Origin of the sequence: Mesorhizobium sp. M1A.F.Ca.ET.072.01.1.1 (assembly GCF_004023325.1) — a bacterium.
GTDB lineage: Bacteria > Pseudomonadota > Alphaproteobacteria > Rhizobiales > Rhizobiaceae > Mesorhizobium.
This window is the reverse complement of record NZ_RZSF01000117.1, coordinates 1-17844: the sequence shown is the minus strand read 5'-3', so window position 1 is coordinate 17844 and position 17844 is coordinate 1. Positions and strand designations below refer to the sequence as shown.

Sequence of the window (17844 nt, the reverse complement as noted above, 5' to 3'; positions counted from 1 at the left end):
GATCAGCACGTTGTGGCGCCGGGCGACCGCGGCGAGTTCGCGCCGACGCTCCTGGCTCAACGTGATTGTCGTCGGATTGTGCAGCGTCGGCACGAGGAATACCGCGCGCGGGCGAAGCTGCGCGCAAGCCGCCTCGAAGGCGTCCGGCCGCATGCCGCCGCGATCCATGGCAACGCCCCTGAGATCAAGCCCGTGCACGCGGCAGAGCGCATTGATGCCCTGGTAGGTCACCTCGTCGGCCAGTACCACCTCGCCCTGCCGGGTGACGGCGCCAAGAACGCAGTCCAGGCCATGCTGGGCGCCGGCGGCGAGCACGACGCGGCCCGGGTCGCCGTCACCGGCGACCGTTTTGAACCAATCGGCGACCGCGACACGGCCCCAAAGCGGTCCCTCCGGCGGATGATAATCCTGCAACGAGGCGTAGTGGCGATCCTTGGAAAGACGCGGCATCAGCGCCGCAACGGCGTCGAGATAGGCTGACGTAGGTGGCCGATTGACCGAGAGGTCGATGACGCCGCTCTGGTCGCTCGGCGCTGACACGAAGCCCGGCCGCTCGGCGACGTCGCGGGCGGCAACCGTTGTGCCGCGTCCGGGACGCGCCTCAAGAAGGCCTTGCTCCTGCAGGGTGGACAACGCCCGTGTCACGGTCGTGACATTGATGCCCAGGGCGCGCGCGATCTCGCGTTGCGGCGGCAGCCGGTCGCCGACGGCAAGCGTGCCGGTTGCGATGCGTTCGGCGATCGCGTCGGCAAGGCGGCGATAGACAGGGCTTTCATCCTCGGTGAGGCGAAGATTTTCGAGCATGCGGATTTCGAACTGCGGCTGATACTGAGTTGTCGGGCATTTAGCATAAGACAACGATCCCGACAATAGAAGTTGTCCTACACTCAACTTCGGAAAATTATCACACAATGCAGCATTTTACGGCTTGACGGGCAAACTTGTCCGCATCTATGGTCAGTTCCAGCCTAATTGTGTGACCATACAAGTCGGACGGCGCGCGTAGTTCGGCGGGCCGGTACCGGGAGGACGAGGCATGGACCGCAAGCCATTTAATCAATCGCCCGCTGGCAGCCGGGGTTGAAGGCGATGAGCGCCAGCCAAGCCGTTGCGCCGGCCCACGGAGTTGCCACTGCGCGTCCCGTGCTGGCGAGCGCCGGGCCAGGCTTCGTCGAATTCGCCGAGGTCGAGAAATCCTATGACGGGCGGACCTTCGCGGTGACGCGGATGAACCTCAGCGTCGCGCGCGGCGAGTTCTTGACGCTGCTCGGGCCGTCCGGTTCCGGCAAGACGACTACGCTCAACATGCTCGCCGGCTTCGAGCGGCCGACGCATGGCACGATCACGCTGGAGGGCCAGCCGGTGGACCGATTGCCGCCCTATCAGCGCAACATCGGCATGGTGTTCCAGAACTATGCATTGTTCCCGCATATGACGGTCGAGGAGAATGTCGGCTTTCCGCTGTCCGTCCGCCAGGTGAGCAAGGCGGACATCGCGGCCCGCGTCGGCCGCGTGCTCGACATGGTGCGGCTGAAGCAATTCGGCGACCGCCGCCCGGCGCAGCTTTCCGGCGGCCAGCAGCAGCGCGTGGCGCTGGCCCGGGCGCTGGTGTTCCAGCCGAGCTTGGTGCTGATGGACGAGCCGCTCGGCGCGCTCGACAAGAAGTTGCGCGAGCACATGCAGCTCGAGATCAAGCAGATCCATACGATGCTCGGTGTCACCATCGTCTATGTTACGCATGACCAGAGCGAGGCGCTGACGATGTCCGATCGCGTCGCGGTCTTCAATCAGGGCGGCATCGCCCAGCTCGGCTCGCCTGACGATCTCTACAACACCCCGCAAAGCTCATTTGTGGCGAGCTTCATTGGCGAGAACAACACGCTGGAAGGCGTGGTCGACCGCGTTTCGGGGGAGCAATGCCGCGTCCAGTTGAACGGCGGCGGCGAGGTCACCGCGCTGGCGGTCGGCGTGACGCAAGGCAGTCCCTGCCATGTCGCCGTCCGGCCCGAGCGGCTCAACCTGTCGGCCGCCGCCGATGGCGGCAACGCACTGGCGGCAACTATCGATGGGCGCATCTATCTCGGCGACCACCTGCGGCTTCTGGCTAGGCTCGCCAATGACCAGATGCTGACCGTCAAGCTCGGCCCCGAAGCAACGATGGCGAATGGTGAGACCGTGACGGTCTCCTGCGCGCCCAACGATTGCCGCGCCTTTCCGGCCGATGCCGGAACGGGTGGTGCCATTCCAAAACAGGGGAAAACGACATGAAACATCTGAGAACACGCCTATTCGCCCTCGCGGCCGCCACGGCCTGCATGACCATCGCCGGCGCCGCCTTCGCCGAGGAGCTCTCGATCATGGCGAGCGGCGGCGCCTGGCAGGACGCTCAACGCAAGGCCTGGTTCGAGCCCTTCGCCAAGGAAACGGGCGCCAAGGTCCTCGAGCAGGAATATCTCGGCGATCTCGGCAAGGTCAAAGCCATGGTCGAGACGGGCAACGTGCCGATCGACCTGGTGACGGTGGAAACGGCGACCGTGCTGCAGGGTTGCGACGCCGGCATCCTCGAACGGCTCGACTATGCCAAGATCGGGCCGCGCGACAAGTTCATCGAGGGCTCGGCGCTGGATTGCGGTGTCGGTCTCGACGCTTACGGCGACATCCTCGCCTATGACCCGACCGTGCTCAAGGAAGCGCCGACCTCGGTTCTCGACCTCTTTGACACGAAGAAATTCCCGGGCAAGCGCGCCATGCGCAAGTTCCCGGCGCAGAACCTCGAATGGGCGCTGATGGCCGACGGCGTGGCGCCGGCAGACGTCTACAAGGTGCTGGCAACGCCGGAAGGCGTCGACCGCGCCTTCAAGAAGCTCGACACGATCAAGAAGGACATCGTCTGGTGGGATGCCGGCGCGCAGCCGGCGCAGCTTCTCGCCTCCAAGGAAGTGGTGATGACCACCGCCTGGAACGGCCGCATCCAGAACGCCATCGACACCGACAAGAAGCCATTCAAGATCGTCTGGAACAACCAGATCCTCGAATATGACATGATCGCCATTCCGAAGGGCGCGCGCAATCCGGAGCTCGCTTATAAATATCTCGCCTACATCAGCCAGCCCGAGAACAACGCCAAGCTCGCCAGCTACATCACCTACGGGCCGGTGCGCACCGACGCGGCATCCTTCGTAGCGGCTGACGCCTTGCCCAAACTGCCCAACGCTCCCGACCATCTAGCAGGCGCCTATCTGGTCGCCGACACCGAGTTCTGGGGCGACTATGGCGAGGACCTCGTCAAGCGCTTCAACGCCTGGCTGGCCCAGTAGGAAGGCGAGATGTCGGCGCTCCAGCCCAGCGAACTCGACCGGCCGACGCTGGCCCGCGACCGGTCAGCCGCCGACGCGGATCTCAAATCAGTGTCGCCGGCGCTCCGACGCGCCGAATTCGGCGACCGGATGCGTTCGCTGCTGCTGGCCACGCCGCTGCTCGTCCTTCTGGCGCTGAGCTTCGGCATCCCGATCCTGCTGCTGCTGTCACGCGCCGTCTATGATCCGACAATCGCGGATGCCTTGCCCAAGACGACCGTGGCCCTGGCCGGCTGGAGCGGCCAGGGCCTTCCGGGCGACGATGCGTTCGCGGCGCTCGCGGCGGACCTCAAGGACAACCAGGCCAAGGGCACGGCCTATGAGCTTGCCAAGAGCCTGAACGCCCGCTTGCCTGGCGCGCGCAGCCAAGTGCTGAAGACGGTGCGCAAGCTCGAAAGCGCCGACGGCCAAGCCGCGCTCGAGGCCATGAAATCGGTGCCGTTCTGGTCGGCGCCGTCGACATGGCCGACGATCCGGAGCGGCACAAACAGCCTCACTTCGTTCTATCTGCTCAGCGCGCTCGACCTGCGCTGGAACGCCGCTGGCGGCATCGAACGGGTCCCGCCGGAGCAGGCGATCTTCATCCAGGTGTTCCTGCGCACCTTCTTCGTCGCGGCGTCGGTGACGCTGGCAACGCTGATCCTCGGCTTTCCGCTCGCCTATCTCATCGCCAACGTGCCGAAGGGATTGGCGGCCATCCTGATCGTCGCCGTGCTTCTGCCTTTCTGGACCTCGATCCTGGTGCGCACCGCAGCCTGGACGGTGCTGTTGCAGAAATTCGGGCTCGTCAATGATTTCCTGCTTTTTATCGGCGTCACCAGCGACCGGCTCGACCTGATGTACAGCCGCATCGGCCTGATCATCGCCATGACCCATATCCAGCTGCCGTTCACGTTGCTGCCGATCTACAGCGTCATGCGCACCATCCCGCCGTCGCAGATGAAGGCCGCCTATTCGCTGGGCGCCAGGCCGTTCACCGCCTTCCGCCGCATCTACATTCCGCAGGTGTTCCCGGGCGTGATGGCCGGATGCATGCTCACCTTCATCCTGTGCCTCGGCTATTACATAACTCCGGCGCTGATCGGCGGGGCGAGCGATCAGCTGATCAGCAATTTCATAGCCAACTACGTCAATGTCGAACTGAACTGGGAGATGGCGGCGGCGCTGTCCTTCATCCTTCTCGTCTTCACGCTGGCGCTGTTCGGCATCTTTGCCCGTGTCCTCGGCCTCGACCGCCTTAAGCTGGTGTAACCATGCTTTTGTCCCCCTACCCCACGACCGGCGAACGCATCCGCATCGTCCTGCTCTGGCTGTGGTGCGGGCTTGTAATCCTTTTCCTGCTGGTGCCGATCCTGATCCCGGTGCCGCTTTCCTTCAACAGCGGCTCCTTCTTCATCTTCCCGCTCGAAGGCCTTTCGACGCGCTGGTACGAGGTGGTGCTTGGCACGCAGCGCTGGCAGGCGGCAATCGGCAACAGCCTGATCGTCGCCTTGGGCACGACAGTGATCGCGACGACGCTCGGCACGCTGACGGCGATTGCGCTGTCCGACGAGAAGTTCCCCGGCCGGCGCATTATCATGCCGCTGCTGCTGTCGCCGCTGATCGTGCCGGTTGTGATCACTGCCGTCGGCTCATACCTGTTTTACGCGCGCGTCGGTCTGGCCAGCACCTATGCCGGCATCATCCTGGCGCACACCGCTCTGGCCAGCCCCTTCGTGGTGGTGACGGTGGGCGCCAGCCTCACCGGTTTCGACCGCAATCTGATGCGGGCCGCGGCGATCTCCGGCGCAAAACCCCTGACATCGTTCTTCCGCGTCATGCTGCCGCTGATCCTGCCCGGGGTGCTTTCGGGTGCGGCCTTCGCCTTCGTCACTTCTTTCGACGAAGTTGTCGTCGTGCAGTTCCTGGCCAGCGCCAGCCAGCGCACTATGCCGCTCGAAATGTTCATCGGCTTGCGAGAAAAATTGAGCCCGGCGATCACCGCCGCAGCGACGCTGATGATGGCGCTGTCAATCGTGCTTCTGGTGATCGCCAATCTCCTGGCGCGGCGCGGTCGAACGGCCCGCATTGCATGAAGCGTGGTTGCTGTCGCAGCGCAATGAGGGTGAACGGATGCGACTGGACCAATAGCGATCTTCAACAGAGCTGACGCGCTATTGGCCAACGCTACTGCTGATGCTCAGCGCATGGCAGACATGATCTGCCGTGGCTTCATCGAGCCGTCATGCTCATGCTTCACGTTAGGACAACCGAACACGTTGATCCGATCGTCCCCCAGAAGGCCTCCTGGCCCGGTTCCCGCCAGGCTTTATTTTTCGCTTGCATCCAGCTTCGGTCGTATGGAGCTGATTGCGCTTACGATGGCATCGGCGGCGTGGCAGTCCAAGGCAATATCCAGGATCCCTTCCGTCGTGCGGATCGAAAGGATGCCAAGATTGCCCCCCTCATCGGCAACCGTGTGGACATGGATTTCGGCTGGCACAAAAGGCGATGCCTTTTCCATTGCGCATCCCCCCTTTTCCTGGGGCAACAATCGCGCAGTCCGGCTAAGCATTCAAGCGCGCTTGGGTTGAGCTGGCCTAGCCGCAGACACGGCGAGGCGCCCGCCGCGACCTTGTCGCACTGGTAAGGAATGCTTTGGACTTCGGAAGCTGGGAGACCTTCGGGCTGCGAATGCTCAAGAGCGGGCATTCAGGCTGGCGTGGGCATCGTCGTAGTGACCCATTTGGGAACGCTGCCGATTTCTATCTCGACGGCAGGAATTCTGCTGAGCTGCAGCTTTTGAAACTTAGCAACATGCTCAGGTAATACCCCCAACCTATGCAATCCAGGAGCGCCTCACGAAGGTCGAAATCGGGTCTCAGTGGTCGTGCGCACCATGCTCCTGCAGCGAAAGCCCAAAAGTCCGCACCAGGTCGCTGACCTGCTCCGGTGACAGATAGCGGGGGTTGAGGCCGCGCAGAAGCAGATAGAGCTTTGCCGTTTCCTCCAGCTCTTCGGTAGCGAATACCGCCGCCTCAAGCGTCTCGCCCGCGACGACGGGACCATGGTTGGCGAGCAGCACCGAAGAGTAGCGTCCGGCGAGCCCTTTTATTGCATCGGCTACCGCAGGGTCTCCGGGACGGAAATATGGCACCAAAGCCGTCTGTCCGGCGCGCATGAGATAGTATGGCGTCATTGGCGGCAGCACCGACTTGGGATCGATCTCGGGAAGCATGGTGACGGCCACCGCATGGGTGGAGTGCAGGTGCACAATCGCACGCGCTGCTGCCCGCGTCTCGTAAAGGGCGGTGTGCAGGGGGATTTCCTTGGTCGGCGCATCGCCCGCGACGAGTTGCCCTTGCGCGTCGAGCCTGGCAAGGCGAGCCGGATCGAGAAAGCCCAGCGATGCGTTTGTCGGCGTCACAAGCCAGCCGCCGTCATCGAGCCGCAGACTGATATTGCCCGATGATCCCGGTGTCAGCCCGCGCTCGAATAGGGAACGGCCAAAGCGGCATATGTCTTCGCGAAGTTTTGCCTCGCTCATGTTGTGGCTCCCTCGATCAGTTCGAACCCGAGATCGATCTTCGTCGGCGGCCCGTCGGAGCAGACCAGCCGAGCACCAGTCTCTCCGACCGCGACGCGTGGCGTCCGGATGGTGGAAAGCGGTTGTGGCGCCGCGCGTGCGACGTCCAGGCCGTTATAGCCGAAAATCGCCAACCGGCCGGGGATGGCGATGCCGCGGGCAAGGCAATGGAAATAACCGCCAATCGCCATGTCGTCGTTAGAGAAATAGACGGCATCGAGATCGGGGGCGCGCCCGAGCAGCCGGCCGAGACCGTCGCGCCCGGCCTCGATCGACGAAGATGAGGGAATGATTTCTTCCGCGGCGACTTCAAGGCCCGCCTCTGCGAGCGCCGAGCGAAATCCGGCGAAGCGTTTGGCGGCGCGCAGATCGCGGCTGAGATCGTGGCCCACATAGCCGATGCGCCGATAGCCGCGCGAGACCAGGTGACGCGCGCTCGCGCCTCCCGCCTCGCGGTTGGAATAACCGACGACGATGTCGATGCCGTCGCCATCCGAATCGAGCAGTTCGGCGACCCTGATGCGGGCGTGCCTGAGCATGGCCACGGTACGCTCGCTGTGTTCGAGTCCGGCCACCATCATGCCCGCCGGACGCCAGCTAAGCAGCGACTCGATGAGGGTTTCCTCGCGGCCCTGTTCGTAGTCCGTCACCGCGACGACAGGCTGGAATCCGGCGCCCACCAGCACCGTGTTGGCGCCGCGCAGCATGTCCGGAAAGACGATGTTACTGAGCGACGGTATCACGATCCCGACCAGCTTGGAGCCGGTCGAGGCCAGCGTGCCGGCGATGCGATTCGGCACATAGCCGAGGCTTCTCGCGGCATTGAGGACGCTCTCGCGTGTCTTGGCCGAAAATGAACCGTGCCCGCGCAACACGCGCGAGGCGGTGCTCTCGCCGACGCCGGCCGCGCGTGCGACATCGGTAAGGGTCGTCGTCCCCGTCGGCGTGCCGTCGGCCAGCTCGTCGGCCACTTTCGATCTCCCCGCTGGAGCGCGACGTCGCACTGGACCGTCCTCGCCTCCGTCCATCCTCTTTTGCCATGTCGCGGCAACCTTTTCAAACAATTGTTGGCAGCGCTGCCACTTTTTCGTTGGCAGCGCTGCCAATCCATGTTACCCAGTTACGCAAGCGCTGCCAAAACCGCCGCCGGCGGGGCGCGCTGACACCCCATTCACAGTCAAGGGAGGAACCAATGACCGTGCTTACACCTGCGCTACCGGCGCAAGCCGCAGCTGAAATCGAAACGAGGAGAACCGCCTACAGCAAGGTCTTCTGGCGCATCGTGCCGTTCCTGATGCTGTGCTACGTCGTTGCCTATCTCGACCGCGTCAACATCGGCTTCGCCAAGCTGCAGATGTCGGCCGACCTCGGCTTCAGCGAGACCGTCTACGGCCTCGGCGCCGGCATCTTCTTCATCGGCTATTTCCTGTTTGAGGTACCAAGCAACGTCATTCTTCACAAGGTCGGCGCGCGCATGTGGATCGCGCGCATCATGATCACCTGGGGTTTGATCTCAGCTGGCTTCATGTTCGTCACGTCCGCGCCGACATTCTACCTGTTGCGCTTTCTGCTGGGCGTCGCCGAAGCCGGGTTCTACCCGGGGATCATCCTTTTCCTCACCTACTGGTATCCCGCGCATCGCCGGGCCAAGATCATCGCGGTGTTCATGTCCGCGATCCCGGTCTCGGGCATATTGGGCAATCCTCTTTCCGGCTGGATCATGGATTCGTTGGATGGCGCCCACGGCCTCGCCGGATGGCAATGGATGTTTCTTATCGAGGCGGTTCCAGCCGTCCTGCTCGGCATCGCTGTCTTGTTCTTCCTCGACAACGGCATTCGTCAGGCCAAGTGGCTGAGCGAAACGGAAAAGCAGGCCCTCGAGCAGGAGATCGCACGCGAGGAGCGTCACAAGGAGAGTGGGCACTCGGTAGCCAGTATCTTCCGCGATCGCCGAGTTTGGCTGATGTGCCTGATCTACTTCACCTTCGTGATGGGCCAGTACGGGCTGACTTTCTGGATGCCGACGCTGGTCAAGGCGACCGGCATCACCGGAAACTTCAATATCGGACTGATCAGCGCGATCCCCTTCATCTGTGCCGTCGTGGTCATGAATCTGTTCGGACGCAGCGCTGACAGGCATCGCGAGCGCCGTTGGCACCTGGTCGTTCCGGCACTGCTCGGGGCCGTCGGTTTCGTCGTCGCGGCCGCCAGCTCGAATCTGACGATCGCCATCGCCTTCCTGTCCGTTGCAGCGGCCGGAGCGATCACCTGCGCGCCGCTGTTCTGGTCGCTGCCGACGTCATTTCTCGCCGGGACGGGTGCCGCGGCAGGCATTGCGCTCATCAACTCGGTCGGCAATCTGGCCGGCTTTGTTAGCCCGTATCTCGTCGGCTACCTGAAGGATTTGACCGGCGCAACGCAGGTCGGCATGTATGCGCTCGCCGCAATCCTGGTGCTCGGCGCGGTCCTGGTGCTGACGACGCCACCCAAGCTGGTCAATCGCTAAACCGGCTTGCGTTTCGAATAAGGATCTCCGTGATGACCGTTTATGATCGAAGCAAGGAAAACCCCGCCGGGGCAAGGACGAACCGGGCCGCCCTGATCGGCATCGGTTCCATGGGACTTGGCATGGCCATGTCGCTCAGGCGGGCCGGGTTTGAAGTGGCTGGCTTCGACGTGGACGCCGCGGCCGTCGCCCGGCTCGTCGACGCGGGCGGCCGAGGCGCGGCAAGCCCCGCCGAGGCCGCTGAAGGTGCCGACGTCGTCGTGTCGGTGGTCGTCAACGCCGCGCAAACGGAGGCCATCCTGTTCGGTACGAACGGCGTCGCCGAAACCATGGACGAGGGCGCGGTTTTCGTCTCCTCGGCCACGATCGATCCCGATGCGGTGCGCCGCCTTGCCACGCCGCTCGAAGCTACGGGACGGCTCTATCTCGACGCGCCGATCAGCGGCGGGTCGGTGCGCGCCGCCGAGGGTGCGCTCACCATTCTGGCCTCCGGCAGCCCTGCCGCCTTCGCCAGAGCGCGGCCGGCACTGGATGCAATAGCCGCCAACGTCTATGAACTCGGTGACGAGCCGGGCGTTGGTGCAGCCTTCAAGATGATCAACCAGTTGCTTGCTGGCGTGCATATCGCGGCGGCCAGCGAAGCCATCGCATTTGCCGCCCGGCAAGGGCTGGACATCCGCAAGGTCTACGAGGTGATAACTGCCTCCGCAGGCAATTCGTGGATGTTCGAGAACCGGGTGCCGCACGTGCTGGACGGCGACTACACGCCGCGCAGCGCGGTCGACATCTTCGTCAAGGACCTCGGCATCATTCAGGATATGGCTCGCAGCGCCAAATTCCCGGTGCCCGTGGCCGCGGCCGCGCTACAGATGTTCCTGGCGACCTCGGCGGCTGGAATGGGCCGCGACGACGACGCATCCGTGGCCCGGCTCTACGCAAAGATCACCGGCACCGAACTGCCTACCACCCGCAAACCTGGCCAACCGGCCTGACATCGGCCTGAGGAAGACTGGATCGCCCATGCCCCGCTTTGCCGCCAACCTGACAATGATGTTCAGCGAGTGGCCGTTCCTGGATCGGTTCCAGGCGGCCGCCGATGCCGGCTTCCGTGCGGTCGAATTCCTGTTTCCTTACGAGCACACGCCCGAGGCGATCGGCGAGCGCCTTCGCAGATACGGTTTGACCCAGGCTCTGTTCAATTTGCCGCCTGGCGATTGGGCGGCCGGCGAGCGAGGACTGGCCGCCTTGCCCGATCGGTTCGCCGAACTCCAGGCCGCCGTGGCATCTGCCCTTCCCTACGCGGAGGCCACGGGCGTGAAGCGCCTGCATTTGATGTCGGGGCTCGCCGCTCGCGGGGACAGGGCGGCCATGGATGCCTATCGCAAAGCGATCCTCTGGACCGCCGGCAAGCTTGCCGATCGCGGCATCGACCTGGTGATCGAACCGATCAATGGTCGCGACATGGCCGGCTATTTCCTCAATGACTTCGACTTTGCCGAACAGCTCATCGGCGAACTGGCGCTGCCCAACCTCAAGCTGCAGTTCGATGTCTACCACCGCCAGATCCTGCATGGCGATGTCGTCATGGCGTTGCGCCGGCTGCTGCCGATCATTGGCCATGTCCAGATAGCAAGCGTGCCCTCCCGCCATGAGCCGACTTCGGAAGAGCTCAACGACCGGTTCATCTTCGCGGAACTGGACCGGCTGGGCTATGATGGTTTCGTCGGTTGCGAATATCGGCCCAGCGGCACGACACTTGAGGGGCTCGGCTGGTTCGCCCCCTTTGCCGGCGAGCCCCTTCCCCAGGCTGGCATCGGAGTTTCGCCATGAGCCTCGCCCTCGGCGCAATTGCGGACGACTACACAGGCGCGTCCGACCTGGCCAACACGCTCGCCAAGGAAGGCCTGCGCACGGTTCAAACCATCGGCGTTCCGGCCGCAGGTCTCGATCTTCCCGAGGTCGACGCGGTTGTCGTCTCGCTCAAGATCCGTTCGGTTGCGGCAGCGCAGGCGGTGGAGCGCGCCCGCGCGGCCGACCAATGGCTGCGCGCCCGCGGGGCAGCGCATGTGATGTACAAGATCTGCTCGACCTTCGATTCCACCGATGCTGGCAATATCGGCCCGGTGCTGGACGCCTTGCGTCACGACGTGAACGAGAAATCGGTTTTGGTGACGCCGGCCTTTCCGGAAACCGGCCGAACCGTCTACCAGGGGAATCTTTTCGTCGGCGCGGTGCCGCTCAACGAGAGTCCGCTCAAGGATCACCCGCTCAATCCCATGCGCGATGCCAATCTGGTGCGCGTACTCGCCCGGCAGAGCATGGCAGCGGTCGGGTCGATCGACCTCGCGACGGTCGCGCGCGGCGCGGACGCGATCCTCGCGCGCAACGCGGCGATTTCCCAGGATGGGGCCGGAGCGGCGATCGTCGACGCCGTCTTCGAGAGCGATCTTGAAGCGATCGGCGCCGCAGCCTTGGCACAACGCCTGTCGGTCGGAGCGTCCGGCCTGGGATTGGGTCTCGCCCGCGGCCTGGTCGCCGCCGGCACCGCGCAGCGCCATCAACGGACGGTGCTGCGGGATCGGCCAGCCAAGGGGCCCGCGGCGTGCTTGGCCGGCAGCTGTTCGCGGGCGACCCTGACGCAGATTGCCCGCGCCGAAGAGACGATGCCGGTGCTGAGGCTCGATCCGGAAAGGTTGATGAGCGGAGCGGCGGAGACGCACCGTGCGCTCGCATGGGCGGCCGCCCGCTTGGCCGATGGCCCCGTGCTCATCGCCAGCAGTGGATCGCCCGAGGTGGTTTCGGCGCTGCAGGCGCGGCATGGACGTGACGCTGCCGGTCATGTGATCGAGCAGTCGCTGGCGACGATCGCCGAAGGTCTGGTCGAACTCGGCGTGCGCAGGTTGGTCGTGGCAGGCGGCGAGACGTCCGGCGCCGTCGTGGACCAGCTTGCCATTCCCGCCTTCGAGTTGGGCCCCGAAATCGCCGCGGGTGTCCCCGCGCTGCGCGCACTCGGCAGCCCGCACGGCGAGCTGCTGCTTGCCCTGAAGTCAGGCAATTTCGGTGGCGACCGTTTCTTCGCGGACGCCTTGGCCGTTTTGGCATGAGGAGTGACGGGGTCTTGGCTGTCCAAGGATAACTGAGAAGGTCGCGCCAGGGTCGAATGGCAGCGATGGACTGCGAAGAGGCCGCTCCTGCGCCATCAACCGAATGACTGATTTTTGGTCGAAGACGGTGATGCACAATCTCGCGCCCGGCGGACCTGCCGAATGACGGCAGCCGCTACGACCTGCACCGATCGCTGCCGGCAGCGCGCCGGCCGCCGCAGTGGTGCCCTCGAGCGACAATTCGCCCCTTCATAAATCCGTTGTGTCGATTTCGTAGATGAAACAGGGGGGCTTTGTGTAATGCCACTCTCTGGAAAAGGATGGAAAATGTCCAAGATCCCCGGCAAGACCGAAACGATCGACAACGCGGAATCCGCTACTTACGAGCCGTACCGGGTTACCGAGCAGGTTCGCGCTGTCGCCGAACAGGGCGTTGAGCAGGCGAAGGAAGCATTTTCCAAATTGGAATCGAACGCCGAGACGACTCAAAAGGCTCTTGAGTCGACCCTTGAGGTGGCCAAGACCACCCGCAACGAGGTGTCGCTGAAGACGATCGCAGCTCTGCGAGCCAATGCCGAAGCCGGCTTCGCTCACCTCGAAGCACTGGTTGCCGTGAAGTCGCCATCCGAGTTCTTCGAGTTGCAGGCCGCTTTCGTGAACAAACAGATCGACACTTCCGTCGAGCAGGCCAAGACCCTGCAGGCGGTGATGTTGAGAGCCACCGAAGACGTATCCAAGCCGATCAAGGATGCCTTCGAAAAGGCTTTGAAGAAGGCCGCTTGACTGCTCAGGCAATCCGAGACCGGAGGTCGCAGACCTCCTCTGCTCGTTACGACATCAAGACCGGCACCTTCGCGCCGGTCTTCTTCCATTCGGCCGGCGTCCTTTGCACGAACCTCATCCATCGGCCAAGCATCGCTTTTCCAAACAGTTGGCTACGGAAAGGCGCGCAGAGACGGAGACGAAGGCCCGAAATCGGGACGAGGACGCCGCTTTGGTCCTGTAGCTACTTGACCGTTGATCGTTGCAGCCCGGTGCCGGCGATTTCTCCGGGGCTGCTTTCGAAGTCGAAGAGCCTTTGGGTCGCAAGCGCCGCGGCGCCACGCGCCCAGGAATCGTCTGCCCAATCGGGTGCAATCGGCAGCGGGTCCCACATGACATAACGCTTCAATGCATCGCGCATTGGCCCGAACAGATAGTCGCCAAAGGTCGCAATGGCGGTACGCTGATCCTGTCGGCGTTGAGCGGGACGCGGACGAGAACAACCACAGCATTCGCGAACAGGCTCCCGGCAAGGCCCTTGCAGCCGTCGTGGGAACGCTGCAACTCGACCCTTACGGCTGCACAATAATCCGGTCCTGAACAAATCGAACCAGCGTCCGTAGACGCCGAACAGATGCTCTTCGAGGCGAAAAATGCGTTCTTCAACCCGCCGCCACAAGGGATCGCAAAAGCGTTTCCTTGGCGGATGACAAGTGGGTCCGGCTGCCAGTTCCAGCGCGCAAGATCGTGGCTCAATGGGCGTCGATGTAAGTCAGATGCTCGATCAAAGCTGCGTGCTTGCGCTGCTTCTCGTCGCCCTTGTTCGAGGCTGGAGAAGTCATGAAATCGAGTTGACAGGATAGCGTCGCATCGTCCAACCTGCGCCCCTCACCAGGGGAGTCCCGGCAAGGGGCTGAGATACTGCTATCGCGCGCAGTGACCCGTTGAACCTGATCCAGTTCATACTGGCGTAGGGACGGTGCGAGGCTTCGCGGGTCGGCAATCCGGCTTCGGCATTCGGGCAGTGCCCGCATCCTAAGCGAAGCGTCACTTCCTCCTCATCGCGTGGACTGGGTCTCCGTTGCACTCGAGCAAGGAGGCTCACTCATGAATGCCCACACCCCGACCGTCACCGTCGGCGAATTGCCCGCTTCGAAGAAGGTCCACAAACCCGGTCAGCTTCACCCGGAGCTGCGGGTGCCGATGCGCGAGATCTCGGTCCACTCGAGCGCCGGCGAGCCGCCGGTCACTGTCTACGACTCGTCCGGTCCCTACACGGACGCCACGGTGAAAACCGACATCGAGCGTGGCTTGCCACGGCTGCGCGAGGCATGGATCGAGGCGCGCGGAGATGTGGGGCGCTACGAGGGCCGCACGATCAAGCCGGAAGACAACGGCTTCGTCTCAGCCGATCGCCTGACGCCGGAATTCCCGGTTCGCAACAGACCGTTGCGCGCGGCCGGCGGCCGCGCCGTCACCCAGCTCGCCTATGCGCGCGCCGGCATGATCACGCCTGAGATGGAGTTCGTCGCCATCCGCGAGAACCTCGGCCGTGAGCAGTTGCGTTCGAAACTTCAACGCGATGGCGAAAGCTTCGGCGCCGCGATCCCTGACTTCGTCACGCCGGAATTCGTGCGCGACGAGGTGGCGCGCGGCCGCGCCATCATCCCGTCCAACATCAACCACCCGGAAAGCGAGCCGATGATCATCGGCCGCAATTTCCTGGTCAAGATCAACGCCAATATCGGCAACTCCGCCGTCACCTCCTCGATGGCCGAGGAGGTCGAGAAGATGGTGTGGGCGATCCGCTGGGGCGCCGACACGGTGATGGACCTCTCGACCGGGCGCAACATCCACAACATCCGCGAATGGATGGTGCGCAATTCGCCGGTGCCGATCGGTACGGTGCCGATCTACCAAGCGCTTGAGAAGGTCGGCGGCGTCGCCGAAGAACTGACCTGGGAGGTGTTCCGCGACACCCTCATCGAGCAGGCCGAGCAGGGCGTGGACTATTTCACGATCCATGCCGGCGTACGCCTGCCCTATATCCCGCTCACCGTCGACCGCGTCACCGGCATCGTGTCGCGCGGCGGCTCGATCATGGCCAAATGGTGCTTGCATCACCACAAGGAGAGTTTTCTCTACGAGCATTTCGAGGAGATCTGCGACATCGCCCGGTCCTATGACGTGGCGTTCTCGCTCGGCGACGGCCTTCGCCCCGGCTCGATCGCCGATGCCAATGACGCGGCCCAGTTCGCCGAGCTGGAAACGCTCGGAGAGCTCACCAAGATCGCCTGGTCCAAGGACTGCCAGGTGATGATCGAGGGCCCCGGCCACGTGCCGATGCACAAGATCAAGCAAAACATGGACAAGCAGCTCGCGGTCTGTGGCGAAGCGCCGTTCTACACGCTCGGGCCGCTCACCACCGACATCGCGCCGGGCTATGACCACATCACATCGGGCATCGGCGCGGCGATGATCGGCTGGTTCGGAACGTCGATGCTCTGCTACGTCACGCCGAAGGAGCATCTCGGCCTGCCCGACCGCGACGACGTCAAGACTGGCGTCATCACCTACAAGATCGCCGCTCATGCCGCCGACCTCGCCAAGGGCCATCCGGCCGCCCAGGTCAGGGACGACGCGCTGTCGAGGGCGCGCTTCGAGTTCCGGTGGGAGGACCAGTTCAACCTGTCGCTCGATCCGGAGACGGCGCGCGCCTTCCACGACGAAACCCTGCCGAAGGAGGCGCACAAGGTGGCGCATTTCTGCTCCATGTGCGGTCCCAAATTCTGCTCGATGCGGATCTCGCACGACATCCGCGCGGAAGCGCAGAAGGAAGGGCTCGCGGCCATGGCTGCGAAGTACCGCGACGGCGGCGATCTCTATATGCCGCTCGACAGCACCCCCGAGCGCACGGACACGCCATGAAGGTGCTCATTCGCGGCGCTGGCGTTGCCGGATTGACGCTCGCGCACGAGCTGGCAACGCGCGGCGCCGATGTGACCGTGGTCGAGAAACGGCTAGAGATCGCCGGCAATGCCTCCTGGCAGGCTGGCGGCATGCTCGCGCCCTGGTGCGAGCGCGAGAACGCCGAAGAGACCGTGCTGACGCTCGGACGCGGCGCAGCCGACTGGTGGGACGCCGCCTTGCCCGGCCATGTCGCGCGCCGCGGCACGCTGGTGCTGGCGTCTGCCCGCGATGCCGGCGAACTCGACCGCTTCGGCCGCCGCACATCCGGCTTCAGGCATTTGGACGCCAGCCAAATCGCGGCACTCGAGCCGGCGCTCGAGGGCCGGTTCGGGCGCGGGCTGTTCTTCGCTGAGGAAGCGCATCTCGACCCGCGCAAGGCGCTGCTTTCCCTGCGCGACAAGCTGCGCGGGATGGGCGCGCGCGTCGAGTTCGGCCGCAACTCGGCGCCGGCATCTCAGGATATCGAGGTGGACTGCACCGGCAGCGGTGACAGGCGACCGGAACTGCGCGGCGTGCGCGGCGAGATGCTGATCCTGCGAACGCACGAGATCTCGCTGGCCCGCCCGGTGCGGCTGCTGCATCCGCGCGTCTCCGTCTATGTCGTGCCCCGCGCGGAAAACCTGTTCATGGTCGGCGCGACGATGGTCGAATGCGATGCCAAAGGTCCGATCACCGCGCGCTCGACCATGGAGCTGCTCGGCGCCGCCTATGCGTTGCATCCGGCCTTCGGCGAAGCCGAGCTGGTCGAAACCGGCGTCGGCGTGCGTCCCGCATTCACCGACAACTTGCCTCGCGTCGAGCGCGACGGGAGGAATATTCGCATCAACGGCCTCTACCGCCACGGCTTCCTACTCGCGCCGGCCATGGCGCGGCAGGCAGCCGACCTCATCCTGGGAAATCCTGCCGCAAAGGAGTTTGCCCTTGAAGCTCATTGTTAACGGCCAAGCCCATGAAGTCGCGGCAGAAACGCTTGCCGCGCTGCTCAGCGAACTTGACTTCCAGGGCAGCTGGCTCGCCACGGCGAGGAACGGCGATGTCGTGCCTGCCAGGGAACGGGACCGCTGCCGGCTCACCGATGGCGACCGCATCGAAATCCTCTCACCGATGAAGGGAGGCTGATCCCATGCTCGAGTTCTATGGACAGAAACTCTCGTCCCGCCTTCTGCTGGGCACCGCGCTTTACCCCTCGCCTGCCATCATGGCGGAGGCGGTGAAAGCGTCCGGCACGGAGATCGTCACCGTGTCGCTCCGCCGCGAAACCTCCGGCGGCAAAGCCGGCGGCCAGTTCTGGTCGCTGGTCCAGTCGCTCGGCGTTCGCGTGCTGCCCAACACCGCCGGCTGCCACTCGGTGGTGGAAGCGGTCACCACGGCGCGGATGGCGCGCGAGGTGTTCGGCACGGACTGGATCAAGCTCGAAGTGATCGGCAATCACGATACGCTGCAGCCCGACGTCTTCGGATTGGTCGAAGCCGCAAGGATCCTTGCCTCCGAAGGCTTCGAGGTGTTTCCCTACACCACCGACGACCTCATCGTTGCCGAGCGCCTGCTCGACGCCGGCTGCAGGCTCCTGATGCCCTGGTG

Annotated in this window: 17 protein-coding genes, 1 pseudogene and 1 riboswitch; of the genes and pseudogenes, 13 read left to right on the top strand and 5 right to left on the bottom strand. The window is 64.1% G+C overall.

Annotated elements, in window-relative coordinates; genetic code table 11:
* Positions 1–804, bottom strand: an 804-nt coding sequence (locus EOA32_RS17635; protein ID WP_145971310.1) for a PLP-dependent aminotransferase family protein, incomplete at its 3' end; no start/stop codon positions are given.
* Positions 805–1089: 285 nt separating this feature from the next.
* Between EOA32_RS17635 and EOA32_RS17630 the strand changes: the two genes are divergently transcribed.
* The 4 genes from EOA32_RS17630 to EOA32_RS17615 are packed head-to-tail and all read left to right on the top strand — an operon-like array spanning position 1090 to position 5431.
* Complete coding sequence (locus EOA32_RS17630; RefSeq protein ID WP_128372423.1) at positions 1090–2268, top strand: ABC transporter ATP-binding protein; 1179 nt, start codon at positions 1090–1092, stop codon at positions 2266–2268.
* Positions 2265–3317 carry an ABC transporter substrate-binding protein gene (locus tag EOA32_RS17625; protein ID WP_095827636.1) on the top strand — a complete coding sequence of 351 codons (1053 nt, stop codon included), beginning with the start codon at positions 2265–2267 and terminating at the stop codon, positions 3315–3317. Before EOA32_RS17630 ends, EOA32_RS17625 begins: the two co-directional genes overlap by 4 nt.
* Positions 3318–3326: 9 nt before the next feature.
* Complete coding sequence (locus tag EOA32_RS17620) at positions 3327–4607, top strand: ABC transporter permease (protein WP_128372422.1); 1281 nt, start codon at positions 3327–3329, stop codon at positions 4605–4607.
* Between the two features lie 2 nt (positions 4608–4609).
* Positions 4610–5431 carry an ABC transporter permease gene (locus EOA32_RS17615; RefSeq protein WP_066994704.1) on the top strand — a complete coding sequence of 274 codons (822 nt, stop codon included), beginning with the start codon at positions 4610–4612 and terminating at the stop codon, positions 5429–5431.
* 233 nt (positions 5432–5664) lie between these two features.
* Here the strand turns inward: EOA32_RS17615 and EOA32_RS17610 are convergent, their stop codons facing one another.
* The 3 genes from EOA32_RS17610 to EOA32_RS17600 form a co-directional block, all read right to left on the bottom strand.
* Positions 5665–5859, bottom strand: coding sequence for a hypothetical protein (locus EOA32_RS17610; protein WP_066994701.1), 195 nt, complete (start codon positions 5857–5859; stop codon positions 5665–5667).
* Between the two features lie 357 nt (positions 5860–6216).
* Positions 6217–6882, bottom strand: a complete 666-nt coding sequence (locus EOA32_RS17605; protein WP_095827638.1) for an aldolase — start codon at positions 6880–6882, stop codon at positions 6217–6219.
* Positions 6879–7892, bottom strand: coding sequence for a LacI family DNA-binding transcriptional regulator (locus tag EOA32_RS17600; RefSeq protein ID WP_245499309.1), 1014 nt, complete (start codon positions 7890–7892; stop codon positions 6879–6881). The genes EOA32_RS17605 and EOA32_RS17600 overlap by 4 nt, the downstream gene beginning before the upstream one ends.
* A 221-nt stretch (positions 7893–8113) precedes the next feature.
* Here EOA32_RS17600 and EOA32_RS17595 point away from each other — a divergent pair, with 221 nt between their 5' ends.
* The 5 genes from EOA32_RS17595 (at position 8114) to EOA32_RS17575 (ending at position 13314) form a co-directional block, all read left to right on the top strand.
* Positions 8114–9427, top strand: a complete 1314-nt coding sequence (locus EOA32_RS17595; RefSeq protein WP_128372420.1) for an MFS transporter — start codon at positions 8114–8116, stop codon at positions 9425–9427.
* A gap of 32 nt (positions 9428–9459) precedes the next feature.
* A complete protein-coding gene (gene ltnD / locus EOA32_RS17590; RefSeq protein WP_066994689.1) occupies positions 9460–10419 on the top strand; it encodes an L-threonate dehydrogenase in 960 nt (319 codons plus the stop codon).
* A 28-nt stretch (positions 10420–10447) separates the two neighbouring features.
* Positions 10448–11257 (top strand): 2-oxo-tetronate isomerase, encoded by an 810-nt coding sequence (otnI, locus tag EOA32_RS17585; RefSeq protein ID WP_128372419.1) that lies wholly within the window; start codon positions 10448–10450, stop codon positions 11255–11257.
* A complete protein-coding gene (otnK, locus tag EOA32_RS17580) occupies positions 11254–12531 on the top strand; it encodes a 3-oxo-tetronate kinase (RefSeq protein WP_066994683.1) in 1278 nt (425 codons plus the stop codon). The genes otnI and otnK overlap by 4 nt, the downstream gene beginning before the upstream one ends.
* 327 nt (positions 12532–12858) lie before the next feature.
* A complete protein-coding gene (locus EOA32_RS17575; protein ID WP_128372418.1) occupies positions 12859–13314 on the top strand; it encodes a phasin in 456 nt (151 codons plus the stop codon).
* 223 nt (positions 13315–13537) lie between these two features.
* Here the strand turns inward: EOA32_RS17575 and EOA32_RS39275 are convergent, their stop codons facing one another.
* Positions 13538–13714: a hypothetical protein gene (locus EOA32_RS39275; RefSeq protein ID WP_210214835.1), complete on the bottom strand. Its 177-nt coding sequence runs from the start codon at positions 13712–13714 to the stop codon at positions 13538–13540.
* 462 nt (positions 13715–14176) lie between these two features.
* A riboswitch (TPP riboswitch) is annotated at positions 14177–14288 on the top strand.
* Between the two features lie 112 nt (positions 14289–14400).
* On the opposite strand from EOA32_RS39275, the gene thiC reads away from it, so the two are divergent.
* The 4 genes and pseudogenes from thiC to EOA32_RS17550 form a co-directional block, all read left to right on the top strand.
* A complete protein-coding gene (gene thiC / locus EOA32_RS17565; protein ID WP_128372417.1) occupies positions 14401–16221 on the top strand; it encodes a phosphomethylpyrimidine synthase ThiC in 1821 nt (606 codons plus the stop codon).
* A complete protein-coding gene (thiO, locus tag EOA32_RS17560) occupies positions 16218–17201 on the top strand; it encodes a glycine oxidase ThiO (protein WP_128372416.1) in 984 nt (327 codons plus the stop codon). Before thiC ends, thiO begins: the two co-directional genes overlap by 4 nt.
* Positions 17185–17382: a sulfur carrier protein ThiS gene (gene thiS, locus EOA32_RS17555; RefSeq protein ID WP_128372415.1), complete on the top strand. Its 198-nt coding sequence runs from the start codon at positions 17185–17187 to the stop codon at positions 17380–17382. Before thiO ends, thiS begins: the two co-directional genes overlap by 17 nt.
* 4 nt (positions 17383–17386) lie before the next feature.
* Positions 17387–17844: pseudogene (locus EOA32_RS17550) on the top strand (thiazole synthase); the annotation flags it as partial.